Origin of the sequence: Nostoc sp. NMS4 (genome assembly GCF_017115095.1) — a bacterium.
In the GTDB taxonomy this organism is placed as follows: domain Bacteria; phylum Cyanobacteriota; class Cyanobacteriia; order Cyanobacteriales; family Nostocaceae; genus Nostoc.
The window spans coordinates 1-12676 of the sequence record NZ_JABXKI010000282.1 but is presented as its reverse complement, the minus strand read 5'-3'; the positions used below and the strand labels follow the sequence as shown (position 1 = coordinate 12676).

12 protein-coding genes and 1 tRNA gene are annotated in these 12676 nt (G+C 41.9%); 4 read left to right on the top strand and 9 right to left on the bottom strand.

Going from position 1 to position 12676, the window contains the following annotated elements:
• Positions 1–19: 19 nt before the first annotated feature.
• From HWQ37_RS26565 to HWQ37_RS26555, 3 genes are all read right to left on the bottom strand, one after another.
• On the bottom strand, positions 20–1489 hold the full coding sequence (locus HWQ37_RS26565; protein WP_292753152.1) for an efflux RND transporter periplasmic adaptor subunit: 1470 nt from the start codon (positions 1487–1489) through the stop codon (positions 20–22).
• 558 nt (positions 1490–2047) lie between these two features.
• Positions 2048–2689, bottom strand: a complete 642-nt coding sequence (locus HWQ37_RS26560; RefSeq protein ID WP_292753149.1) for a Uma2 family endonuclease — start codon at positions 2687–2689, stop codon at positions 2048–2050.
• A 95-nt stretch (positions 2690–2784) separates the two neighbouring features.
• The gene (locus HWQ37_RS26555) at positions 2785–4167 is read right to left on the bottom strand and encodes a DUF2252 domain-containing protein (protein ID WP_292753146.1); all 1383 of its coding nucleotides are present in this window, start codon (positions 4165–4167) and stop codon (positions 2785–2787) included.
• A 182-nt stretch (positions 4168–4349) separates the two neighbouring features.
• On the opposite strand from HWQ37_RS26555, the gene HWQ37_RS26550 reads away from it, so the two are divergent.
• Positions 4350–5030 (top strand): RibD family protein, encoded by a 681-nt coding sequence (locus tag HWQ37_RS26550; RefSeq protein WP_292753143.1) that lies wholly within the window; start codon positions 4350–4352, stop codon positions 5028–5030.
• 150 nt (positions 5031–5180) lie between these two features.
• Here the strand turns inward: HWQ37_RS26550 and HWQ37_RS26545 are convergent, their stop codons facing one another.
• The 5 genes from HWQ37_RS26545 to HWQ37_RS26525 form a co-directional block, all read right to left on the bottom strand.
• Positions 5181–5531, bottom strand: a complete 351-nt coding sequence (locus HWQ37_RS26545; RefSeq protein WP_292753140.1) for a histidine triad nucleotide-binding protein — start codon at positions 5529–5531, stop codon at positions 5181–5183.
• 181 nt (positions 5532–5712) lie between these two features.
• Positions 5713–5786 (bottom strand) — tRNA-Pro (locus tag HWQ37_RS26540).
• Between the two features lie 50 nt (positions 5787–5836).
• Positions 5837–6202: a DUF1818 family protein gene (locus tag HWQ37_RS26535; protein WP_292753138.1), complete on the bottom strand. Its 366-nt coding sequence runs from the start codon at positions 6200–6202 to the stop codon at positions 5837–5839.
• A gap of 65 nt (positions 6203–6267) precedes the next feature.
• A complete protein-coding gene (locus HWQ37_RS26530) occupies positions 6268–6915 on the bottom strand; it encodes a hypothetical protein (protein ID WP_292753135.1) in 648 nt (215 codons plus the stop codon).
• A 75-nt stretch (positions 6916–6990) separates the two neighbouring features.
• Positions 6991–7227 (bottom strand): DNA-directed RNA polymerase subunit omega, encoded by a 237-nt coding sequence (locus HWQ37_RS26525; protein ID WP_292753133.1) that lies wholly within the window; start codon positions 7225–7227, stop codon positions 6991–6993.
• Positions 7228–7377: 150 nt separating this feature from the next.
• On the opposite strand from HWQ37_RS26525, the gene HWQ37_RS26520 reads away from it, so the two are divergent.
• Positions 7378–7797, top strand: coding sequence for a fasciclin domain-containing protein (locus HWQ37_RS26520; protein ID WP_292753130.1), 420 nt, complete (start codon positions 7378–7380; stop codon positions 7795–7797).
• Positions 7798–7849: 52 nt separating this feature from the next.
• Here the strand turns inward: HWQ37_RS26520 and HWQ37_RS26515 are convergent, their stop codons facing one another.
• Entirely contained in the window at positions 7850–9310 is a 1461-nt protein-coding gene (locus HWQ37_RS26515) for a glycoside hydrolase family 13 protein (RefSeq protein ID WP_292753128.1), read from the bottom strand.
• Positions 9311–9872: 562 nt separating this feature from the next.
• Here HWQ37_RS26515 and HWQ37_RS26510 point away from each other — a divergent pair.
• Entirely contained in the window at positions 9873–11600 is a 1728-nt protein-coding gene (locus tag HWQ37_RS26510) for a S8 family peptidase (protein WP_292753126.1), read from the top strand.
• 169 nt (positions 11601–11769) lie between these two features.
• On the top strand, positions 11770–12438 hold the full coding sequence (locus HWQ37_RS26505; RefSeq protein ID WP_292753123.1) for a helix-turn-helix domain-containing protein: 669 nt from the start codon (positions 11770–11772) through the stop codon (positions 12436–12438).
• Positions 12439–12676: the final 238 nt, after the last annotated feature.

The following is a 12676-nucleotide window of genomic DNA, read 5'->3' as shown; positions in this document are numbered from 1 at the left end:
ATCTTATATAAATTACGAATTACGAATTATTTTTTTCTTTAGCCTTCTCAATTTTGTAATCTTTAGGTGGGTTAACAAAAATGCGATCGCCTTCTTTAACTCCCCCTAAAATCTGAGTTTGGTTTTGAATTTGTGCGCCAACTGTAACTTCGCGGAACTGGGGTTTATTGTTTGCATCTGGTACGAGTACACCAGTTTTACCCTTTTGGGTGACGATTGACACCGTTGGTAATACCAAGGCATTATTAACGCGATCGCCTAAAAAAGTCAGATCCACATTTAAGCCAGAACGCAGTTTATCTATGCCAGTATCCAGAGCAACCCGCACCTGGAAGGATGTCACACCTTGTTCTATCACTGCTTCGGGAGCAATCAGGCGCACATGACCTTTAAAAATCCGGTCGGGATAGGCATCGGCGACAATTTCCACTTGCTGTCCCTGTTTCATTCTGCCAAGATCGGCTTCGGGAACTTGAGCTAATATTTCTAAACCGCGTGCTACAGCGACAATTGAACTAGAAGTTGCTGACGCACTAGTAGAAGCAGAAGTTGTGGGTGTGACAAATGCACCAGGTTCGGCATACTTTTGGGTAACAATTCCCGACAGAGGAGCGCGAATAATAGTATCTTCCAACTGCACTTGTACACCCTTTAACTCAGCCTCAGCAGCCGCAACAGCCGCTTGACGCTGGGCAATTTCTTCAGAACGAGTTCCCTGTTGTAACAGTACCAATGCTGCCCGTGCTTCGTTAACAGCAGCTTGGCGTTGGTCGATTTCTTCAGTTCGAGTACCAGTTTTAACTAAGGAAAATCGTTTTTTCGCTTCTTCTAAATTGGCTTTAGCACTTTTGTCGTCGCTGATGGCTTGATCGAGTAATTGTTTTTTCTCTGCTCCCTCTTTATATAGATATTGGTAACGCTTTACCTGTTCGCTGGTGTAATTCACCCTTGCTTGAGCTGCATCCACTTGCGATTGAGATTGAGCAATTTCTTGGGGACGATTACCAGCCTTAGCTGCGGTTAATTGGGCTTGAGATTGGGCTAATCGCGCCTTAGCTTGAGCGATTTCTTGAGGACGACTACCAGCAACGGCTTGGGCTAGTTGTGCTTGACTTTGGGCTAAGTTAGCACGGTACTGGCTCCTTTGGGCTTCAATACTGGCACTATCCATCCGGGCGAGAATTTGTCCTTGTTGAATGCGATCGCCCTGTTCCACGTATAATTGCGATAGCACGCCAGGATTCTTCGGACTAATATTTACGCTCTGAATCGGCACGACTTTACCACTAGCTGTAATCCGCAAGGTGACATTTTGTGCTGACACTGGCACAGTTAGTTGAGCAATATCTTCTTTGTTTGTCCCTTGATTTACCAAGGTGTAAGTTGTTATGGAACCTACAACCAAAGCACTCCCGGCCATCAGCCCCACCAGCCAGCGCAATGGATACTTTACTTTGCCAATAACTGGAATTTCTATGTACGTAGCCATATTATAGAAGCCTGTAAATTTTACTATATAAGAGTAGCCTTTAATTAGAGGACAAGTGGATAATACGGAATTGTTAAGCTTTGGGATTAAATTTTTATGAATCAAATAACAACTAGACGCATAATTCGCTTCATAGTTGCTTAATGTTCCTTCATACTAGGTGTTAGTAGTCTGTATGACTTCACCTGAAAGGGTGACTTTAGCCACAGCATATTAGTGCAATCTTGAACTATTTAGACTTCTTGCATAAATCAATGAGCTTTCACCCTAAATCCCTCTCCCAAAGGAGAGGGACTTTGAAATAGACTTTAAAATTGGCTCCCCTTCTCCCAAGTGTGGGAGAAGGGGTTGGGGGATGAGGGCTAGTTTTACATTCGTGCAATCTTGAACTATTCGTGAGAAACAATATCCCCGACTTTTTTGAGAAGCGGGGAATCTACGGCTTACAATTCTCACAAATCAGATAGGATTGCTATAGTGCGATCGGGCATTAATTGCTTTGTATCCTTTTCTTTTTCCCTACTCCCGATTCTCTACCGCAAAGCAAGCAGTTTGTAATTATTGCTGAAATTGGGTTAATAACCAAGCACCAACTTGACTTTGATTTATTTGACGAGTTCGCCGTAATGCATCGTTTAATAAAGAAATTGCTAATCCTGGTAATACCTGAGATTCCGTAATCCGCCTACTACCTTGGTTTTCAATAGCAAAAGCCATAACTTGGACATTCTGGACATTTAAAATCCAGTATTCTTTCACTCCTAAATCTTCGTACAAAAGTCGTTTTTCACCTTGGTCGTCAGCAAGTGAGGTATTAGCTACTTCAATAACTAAATCTGGTGGTGGATATATATCTAGGTTGATGATAGAAGTGCCGTAGGGAATGACATCAGCATTTTCGCCAATATAGTAAGATACATCAGGTTGAGTTTCTTTAAAGCCTGTTTTCCGATATGTACAATTATCCTTGCCATTTAGAGCAATGCCTTTAATGCTCGCAAACAAGTTAACAGCAAAGAGAATAATTGTATGATCGCTGGCATGGTCATTCCCGATTGGTGGCATTTCAATCCTCATCTGTCCATTGTGGTAGTAGCCCTTGGCTTTTTCGTAGGCAGGATTTTCAATTATTTGGATATATTCATCCCAAGTTGCTGTTATCCAGGTATCGGTTGCTAGTTGGGTCTGTAATTCGCTCATAATATTGCAAAAGAGGAACTTTAACAACGATCATACAAGTTTCATTTTCTAGCAGTAAGCTGAGTGCCATTTTCCAATAGGTCCAATGGTGTGTTCTAGTAGAGTGTTACCCCTTGGTTATAAGCATTAACAAAACTCGTGTAGTCATACTCGACTTGAGTTGCATAGTCCAATGCAAAGTTAACAATTTCATCTTTGAATACAGCCTTGTTACCGCTCACAATATCAGTCACTTCTTTGTCAACGCTGACGGGAATAATCGCAGCATCGTAGTCTTTATCAGAGATGGCATGGTTTTTGGCAACCACTTTCCCTACATACCCCATCGCATCCATGAATTTTGATTTAGTGGTTAGCAACTTATAGTCAAAGTCTACTTGGTAAGGTGATTTTTCACGCAGCATAAAAGGTATACTATTGACGGTAGTATAGCCAACCAAAGGATCGGTATTGGAGAGTATCGCTTTCGTGGCGATCGTCACCCTTGCTCCTTCGTGGTTTCCGTAAACTGAAGTTGGCAGCAAACCTGGAACTGCGATCGCAACTGCACTACTGCCTTCCTGCTTCATCTCTAAAATGCGATCGTCGTCGGTTGCTGAACTTGGGCCTTCAATCAGCAAGTAATATCGGTACTTACCAAGACTGCCAATACCTGAACCTAATTTAAGCCGAATGTCCTTAAGGGTATAGTAACTATTGTTGTAGCGCTTACTACTAGGAATTGACGCGATGTAGCTGCTCATAGCCCCAACAATGTCAGAGTAGGTGCTGTTGGATACAGGCTGAAGTTCTAAGGTCGTCTTGAATACTCTATTGTTAATGTTATTTAACTGCGTGTGCTTGTTTAGCAAGTCAGAACGGCTGTTATCTGATGCCTTTTGAATCAAATCTTTGACCACACCATTTGTATTACTGGATTCTAAACGGTATGACAGTTCGTCGTTAGTTCCCTTAAAGTCACTCATCTTGTTTAGATAAGCATCCAAAAAATTACGGACAATATCCTGACCATCACTTGAGCTAAGATTGTTCTCTTTAGTTGCCAACAAAATAGAGACTGCCATCCGTCGCAAGTCCCAAACGTAAGGGCCAAGATAGCCTTCATCAAAATCGGTGGTGTCAAAAATGTTGTTGTCGTTACTATCTCTGATCCCTCCAAGGTTTTGTAGATGCATATCTCCGTCTAACCAGATGGCTGAGGTTGAAGAATTCACAAATCCTGAACTTGGCAAGGTCTGCATATCACGATAAAAAATGTGATCTGTCCCCCGATAAAAGGTGAAAGGGCTAGCTTCATCTTTGATCTTTTGCATCTTCGTTGCCAATTCTTGAGGCAATTGAGAAGCAAAGGGATGATTGTATTGGTAAATTTCATTCACCACCCAAGTTGAACGGGGAGTTGCAGCTTGAACTGGAGATGTAAACCCCAAAATTAAAATTAAGACAAATACGACGATTGCAGATATAGATTTGGGCATGGCAGTATCTTAGGTGTAAAAAATTACTTTTGTTAGACTCTTGGGTAGAGACAATTATCCAACAACAACTCTTTTAACACCTAGAGCCATAGCCTAGAAAGTGATCTAAAGCACAATGCAATAACAATTCATAGCAAAGGATTCAAAAAGGTAAAATTATAAAGAATCGTTACAAAATAATCATGTCAGCTATCCAAACAACTGTGGTTCTTGCCATGACTGCCGATGGTAAAATTAGTGCCGTAGATCCGAAAGCGCCTCGTGAACCCGATGTAGTCGATCAAGCACACTTGGAGTATCAAGCCTCCCTTGCCGATTTAATCTTGGTAGGAGCGGGGACAATTCGGGCTGAGGGGGGAACCTTTACAATTCGCGATCGCGAACTGTTGGCAGCACGTGAAGTTCGGGGTCAGTCTCCCCAGCCGATTACTTGCGTTGTTTCAGGTTCCCTTGACCTATCGCCGGACTTGCCTTTTTTGAGTCAAGACATTGAGCGATGGATATTTACCACACGAACTGCTTTAGAGCGCAATTCTGATACAACAACCTTGCAAAAACTGGCTGAATTAATTGATTTGGGCGATACAGACCTAGACTGGGATCGGGCTTATACCTTGATGGCAGAGCGAGGTATTCACAAGGTCGTTGCTTTGGGAGGCGGCTCTTTAACAGCTGCTCTAGTTAAGGCAGGGCGAATTGACGATTGGTGGTTGACCATTTGGCCGGTCATTTTTGGAGGAAAGCACGCCCCTAGCCCAGTGGAAGGAGAGGGTTTTGTTCCCAATGCTGCTCCTCATCTTGAACTTATTGAAACTCGTCAGGTTGGAAGTGAATTGTTTTTACACTACCGTACAGTCAAGTGAAAAGGTGCTGCCAGAATTAAGCACCACGTCTTTGATGCTAAAAAGCAGGGTGCAGGGAGAAAGAGGTTTTCCTGATTTTTGCACAAATGCGGTAATCATAAGTAATTAACCGGACTTGATATTACCCTGTCCCCTGCCTCCTACCTCTCATCAACCAGGAGGCCAAGCCAACTGCCGTCCTCCCAGAATATGCAAATGTAAGTGATGGACTGTTTGTCCACCGTCATCACCTGAATTGATGACAACTCGATAACCATTTTTGAGTCCAGCAACTTCAGCAACACGTTTAGCAGTTAACAAAAGATGCCCCAACAGAGCATGATCCTCAGATTCAGCGTCAGCTAGTGTAGCAATGGTTTTTTTGGGAATGATCAGGATGTGAACGGGCGCTTGGGGATGGATGTCTTTGAATGCTAGAGCTAAATCATCCTCATAAACAATATCGGCGGGAATTTCCCGACTAATGATTTTGCTGAAAATCGTTTCTGTACTTTCACTCATGCCAATCTACCTACTCATCTGCTAGAGATTTTATATTAAGTCCGCCTAATCACTTATTTTTGACAAAATTTGATTGTGCGGGTAGATGCCGATTTACTGTTCGGTTAGCTTTTTTCAGGTAAAAGCTATGAAAAAACCTGCCAATCTTTTTAAAAGATTAGCAGGTATGGCTTATCATCAATCGGAGCGGCGGGATTCGAACCCACGACCTCCACTACCCCAAAGTGGCGCGCTACCAAGCTGCGCTACGCCCCGGTCAGAATTACTATTATATAGCAAAACTATAGGAAAATCAAGAGGCAAATTTAAAAAACCTTCAGCATCCCACTAGCTTGCAGTAAATCTGGAACGGCAGAAGCATTCCATTTACCTTCTACACATCGCCCTGTATTCAAGATGAAGCGGAGACTGTAATTATCAGGATAGCCTTCTACTTCCATCCATAATAAATCGCTTTCGGCTTCACAAGTAATTTTTTCCTCTTCCATCAATTCAGTTGCGAGTTGCTTCATGGTGTCTGCTAGCTGTGCTAGTAGATGACAAAAATCATTTAACTCGGCTTCGGTTAACTCAATTGCCCAATCATCTGTACCAACTAAACCTTTAAACTCAGGTGTATTTGGGTTCCAGCCAATACGCCAACCCGATCCGGTTTTGATAAGGCGTTCCATAGTTTGGTTTTTTAAACGCAAAGGTACGCAGAGGTTTAACGCAGAGGGACGCAAAGGGAAATTTGTTACTTAAGTAGTTCTGCGCCTCCTCGTTGCGGTGGCTGTGGGGTAGTTGATGTCGTTGGACTGGGTGCGGTATTGGGGTTAGGGGATTGGGTATTTTGGGAAGTAGGATTAAATATATTGACTAAGACTTTTACTAGGGCATCTCGTTGGCTGCGGGTGAGACTTTTGATAGCTTTGCGATCGCCTTCTATCGGATTTTCTCGTAGTGAATCATTTCCTGGATAGGTAGTATCATACATAATTTCGTTCGCACCCAGGTAATCAGCTAAAGTTAGCTTCCAATCTAAGCGATAAATTGGGGCACGCCCTTTGGTATAAATGTGATATCTAATTAGGCGATTTGCTAAGGTATTGTTTTCGGCAACTTTCCCATTTTCTTTACTGATATACTTATTTTCTCGTGGGAAATCTGGCAATTGCTGATATACTAGCTGCCAAACATCGCTAGGGGTGATTCTCTGGGCAGAAGCAGGTTGGATATTAAATAAATTTGTATATATTGATTTGTCAGCCCCGGAACACAAAACAATTATACTCACTACTATTAAGGTAAGCAGTATTGCTGTTAGCGTTGGCGGGGCGTTGAGCCAGTAGTGAGTTTTGAGTTTTGAGAAAATTGATTTAAACAGAAATTTTTTCTTTTTCATAAAACAATATTTTGGGCTTTGCTGAGTGAAAATATGGATTTGACTTATTCAACACTCAGCACTTATCACTCAATCTTATAGTTCGCCGATAATTTCTGGCTGAGTTAATTCATCAGACATTTCGATAATTGCCCTTAACACTGGCTTCATCATCGCATCTTCGTTATTTTCAAAGTCTTCGTAACGCCGACGTTTAGCACGATTTGCCACCTGAACCGTAATGCGGTAACGATTTGAGGCTGCACCAATCAGATCCTCAGCACGGTGCATAATCTGAGATTGAGTTGTCTCGAACTTAGAACGCTTTAGCATAATCAGTGGTTTTTGGGGTCATTCTCCAGTGTAACAGTAGTAAATCAGTCTGCTGCTGTCTGTTTAATCGCCGGCAACCTCTCTATTGATAGAGGTTAAGATATTTTAGTCACTTTATAAGTAACTTGTAGTATTAAATAACCCACCCTCATGGCTGACCTTGTGGAAACTGCGATCGCAGCAGGTAATTTCAATACCTTAATAAAGGCTGCTGAAGCTGTAAATTTCATCGAAACTTTGAAAAGCCCTGGTTCTTTCACCCTCTTTGCACCAACTGACGAAGCTTTTGCTAATCTGCCAGAGGGAACTTTAGATTTGTTATTACAAGACATTCCCAAGCTCCAAAAAATTGTAGCGTATCATATCGCTAGTGGAGATGTCAGGTCTGATGATTTGGTACAGATTAACGAGGCAGAGACGCTTGAGGGGTCAATTGTCGCCATTGAATCTGTCAACGGTAAATTTAAGGTGAATAACGCCAATGTCCTTAAAACAGATATTCTTACAGACAATGGCGTGATCCATATTATTGACGCGGTGTTGATACCTGCAATGGTGGCAGGGAAGTAAGGGCAGGGGGCAGGGGGACAAGGAGATAAACAAAACTCCTAACTCCTAACTCCTAACTCCCCAAAATGCACCCACTGCGTTCAGGAATAGTCAATGACAACTGCTGAGTTTCTCCTTCACTATTCCACTCAACTTCAACAGTGCCATATAACTGTTTGCTGGGTTGAGTATGCAAACTGGTGATATCTAGATTTGCTGTTGCTGAACTTGTGCCGGCGTTGACGGCAATTATCAATTCTTCTTTGTCCAAAGTTCGCGCAAAGATGTAAAGTTGTCCTTGAGCATAAAGGACTTGGTAATCACCTGTACGCAAGGCTGGATAAGTTTGACGTAGGGCAATTAATTGATGGTGAGTATTAAAAATTTCTTGATTCCAGTTACTCTCTAAAGGAAAGCTACGGCGGGAGTCGGGATCTATGCCACCAGGTAAACCAACTTCATCACCATAGTATATGCTGGGGGCACCGGGAAAGGTCAGTAATAATAGAGTTGATAATTCCACACTGGCTATATCGCCACCTGCAATGGTCATTAATCGGGCTGTATCGTGACTTGCAAGCAAATTGAGTTGAGTCAGCTGAATTTCCCAAGGGTAAAGTTGCAGTACTTCTTGGATTTTGGTGGCGTACTCGGTGGCAAATAAGGGTGGATAAGGTTGATAGTCGCGGCTTTGGACTTGTTCTAAGACTACGCGATCGCCAGCTGCAAAGGCAATTGTCGGACCAGCAAAGAGATAATTCATCACGCCGTCAAATTGCGTTCCATCTAACCACTGGCGGGAATCTCCCCACACTTCGCCCACAATATAAGCTTCGGGATTGATGGCTTTGACGCGATCGCGGAATTCTTGCCAAAAGCCAGGAGTTTTTATTTCAAATGGTACATCCAATCGCCAACCATCAATGCCGAGTTTAATCCAATATTCGGCAATTTCCATAATGTATTCTCGTACTTCTGGATTATCGTGATTAAATTCTGGTAAAGCGCGATTACCAGCCCAACCCACGTAGTTAGCAGGTAAATCACCATTGTAGGGTGCTAGAGGCCAGCCTTCTATCTTGAACCAATTTACCCAAGGTGAATGGGGGCCATTTTCTAAAACGTCGTGGAAAAAGAAAAAGCCCCGGCTGGAATGGTTAAACACCCCATCCAGAACGACTTTGATATTCCGTTGATGGGCTGCATCTAGCAATTCTTTAAAAGCTTCGTTGCCCCCTAACATCGGGTCAACTTGATAATAATCGTGGGTATGATAGCGGTGATTACTGGCGGATTGAAAAATGGGTGTGAAATAAATCGCGTTAATCCCCAATTTCTGGATGTAGTCTAAATCCTCCATGATGCCCCATAAATCGCCGCCTTTATAGCCTTGGAGTGTTGGCATAGAGTCCCAATCTTCCCAACGGGCTTCTTGCAATAACCGTTTGCGCGGCTGTTTGCTTCTGGCAAAACGATCTGGGAAGATTTGGTAGAAAACAGCGTGCTTCACCCAGTCTGGTGTTTGAATTTGCATGAATTACTCACAGTGACTTTAGAAGCGATCGTTGCAAATATTAGCTTCTTTATGGCTCTTACTTATGATAGAGAATCTGTCATTTTTCAGTATTCATTAGTGATTTAGCCTTTTTCATGCAGTTTTATACGCAAATGTTATCAGTCTTAACTATTTTGACTACAATTTGTTTTAGTTTTTAATATTTGTTAAATTTCTTCCTTAATTATTCTTAATTTTATTTTCTTCATTTTGTCCGTAATGATTTAGGCAGACAATGGATTAATTTAATAGCTTCATCCAAATTACCCGTTACCCCAGAAGTGGGTAATTTTTAGATGCGGTTGTTCAAAGTTGTCTCATTAGCCAGAATAAATCATTATCAGGGAGACATAATTCAGGAATATGAGTTATTAATTAGCAATTGTCTTAGGAAAAACTTATACCGTTTCTTTGTGAAGCTGCGCCAAATCTCTTTTTTAATTTCTTATCTCTTCTCTACGAGACGCTACGCGATGGCGTACTTGGCGTACTTGGCGGTTCGTTCTTTGCTTTTAGGAAATAAATTGAGTTTGAGGTAAAAATGAGACACGAAAAACTTTCTCCCGGATTACTTTTGGCATTTCAAGACTATCAAAATGAAGGAGATGAAGCTTTAGTTACACACAAAAAATCCCTTGGTATTATTGCCCACAAAAGCCCGGTAAAGCCAACTAAAAGCGTCGTTTTTATCTACTGCGACCATGATGCAGACTTAAGTTACTTATCACAATATAATATTGAAGTCAATCAAAATTCTGGGAGTGTGCGGACGGCTTTCTTACCGATAGAGAGTTTAGATGTCCTATCTGAAGAAGATGTTATCCACCGGATTAAGCCATCACGCAAACTTCATTTGAGGATGGACACCGCAATGGAAACAGTCAAATTGCCGGAATTTAAGAATAAAACCGGACTGACTGGTAAAGGAGTAATCATCGGCATTATAGACAGTGGCATCGATCCCAAACATCCCGCCTTTGCTGGACGAATTTTACACATTTGGGATCAAACACTGCCAGGGCCAGGAGTTGCAGAGGGCGGCTATGGCGGTGAATTTACGGGAGCGCAACTGACAATTTCTCAGGATACTGGCGGACATGGTACTCACGTTGCGGGCATTGCTGCTGGTGCTGATGCAAGTTATAGCGGTGTCGCACCAGAAGCGGAATTAGTTATCGTCAGATCGGATTTACAGGATGCCCACATTGCAGATGGTGTGCGTTATATTTTCCGAATTGCTAGAGAATTGGGACGGCCAGCAGTGGTAAATCTCAGCGTGGGTGGACACGCTGATGCCCATGATGGTAGTGATTCTTTATCTAAAGTCATCGATGCCGAAAGTGGCCCTGGAAGAATTGTTTGCTGTGCTGCGGGTAACGAAGGAAACGATAACATTCATGGACAAGCGACAATACCCAGTGGACGCACTCGTGGTATGCGCTTTAATGTTCCTCTGAATCAAGTAGGCATAGTTTGGTTAAATGCTTGGTATTCTAAAGACAGCGAATTGGAAGTATCTGTGCGGAGTCCTAACGGTTTTGTCACCCCCTTCCAAAAAATAATTACTGACGGTAATGCCGCTCAAGATTACCAGTTACCAGATGCACGGGTGCAATTGGCCACACCAGGGCCAGATAAAGCTAATAGCGACCATAATTTCTTTGTGCAAATACGTGGTACTGGCCCCTCGCAAGTCATGGGAGGTATTTGGCAGCTGCGAGTCCGCAACCCTTCTTCAACTGACACATGTTTAAATGTGTGGACACTAGATGACAGTTCGTCAGTATTTTTCACAGGTAAAAGCGTCAAGGATGCGTTAAAAATTGGTTCGCCAGGAGCCGCCAGCAGTGCAATTACAGTTGCTGCCTATACAACTAAAACTAAGTACACAGATATTGATAACCAAGTGCGAGAAATGGGCTTAGAATTGGATACTATTTCGGAATTTAGTAGTGAAGGACCTCTACGCAATGATGCACAGAAGCCCGATGTAGCAGCACCAGGAGCAATGATTGTTTCCACCCTTTCCGCCGATGCAAATTTTGACCGTTCATCAATGATTAATTCTAAATTTGTGGTTCAGGCTGGTACGAGTATGGCGACACCGTTCGTTAGTGGGTTAGTGGCGTTGCTTTTGCAGCGAGATCCAAAACTCGATCCGGCTGCTGTGAAAGACTTGCTACGTAAAAATAGTGCAATTCCTGGCCAACCCGCAAACACATTTGATGACAAATGGGGTTATGGAGTGATTAACGCTTTAAATCTGTAATTAGACTGAGAGGCGCGATCTATTAAATACTCAATCTCGCGTCTCTTAAGTTAAGAATTGTTACTTAGTCTAGTATAAAATCATTGTTAATTTTTTAACCATCCTAAGCAATTTTTGGTAATGTAGTTTTTAAGACTACGCATTATTTTGTAGTATAAATAATCTAAAAATGATTAATCTTCGTATTCAAGAATTTGCCGAAGCCAAGAGTCTATCTTTAGAGGAACTTAGTAAGCTTTCAAGCGTTCCTTTGCAGGATATTCAATCATATACAACTATTGAAAGTTTAACGGAGGAAATAGCAGCTAATCTTAGAAAAATAGCAGCCAAATTGAATGTACCTGTATGGGAGTTAGTCAAGCCTGTAGCCAATCGAGAAGCTTTCAAGCTTAAAATTCTTGAAATGGTTGAACAAAAAGGTTTAACCCTGGAAGAATTAAGTAAGCTTTCTGGTTTACACCTAGCTTTTTTGGCATTCTATAGTACACAGTCTGTGTGCAAACGAAAACTAGAAGATTTGGAATCCCAGCATCAACATTTGACTAAGATCGCTAAATCTCTAGATTGCAATATTGAAGATTTGCGAGAGGAAGCAGAGCTACCAAGTACTAAATTACGCTTTGAAGAGTTAGTCCAAGAAAGAGGTTTAACCACAGATGCGTTAAGTATGCTAACAGAGCTTCCTCATGAATTTTTAGATTTAATAACTACGCAACCGTTGGATATTTCTGCTTCGGTTGGAGAAACAGACAAACCACCAAGTAGACTACTAATGAAATTACAAAATGCAAAGGGATTGTGCGATATTGTTCCATTTCTATGTCACGGTCATAAATGAAACCCAATTTATTACTAAAAAAATGTGGTATGAAAAATTATGACGTAAAAGATAGCCATGATATTCAACTGAAAATTCAACAATTAAGAGAAGGTTCAGGATATGTACGTAAGTTATTACTAGCAATTTGCGGAACTTGCATAGCGTCTTTGCTTACTATCTTACGGGTGCATCCCAGTTTTTATTATTTCAAAACAAATAAATAACAGGGAAGGATTGTTACAGAAAACGGAAGTCA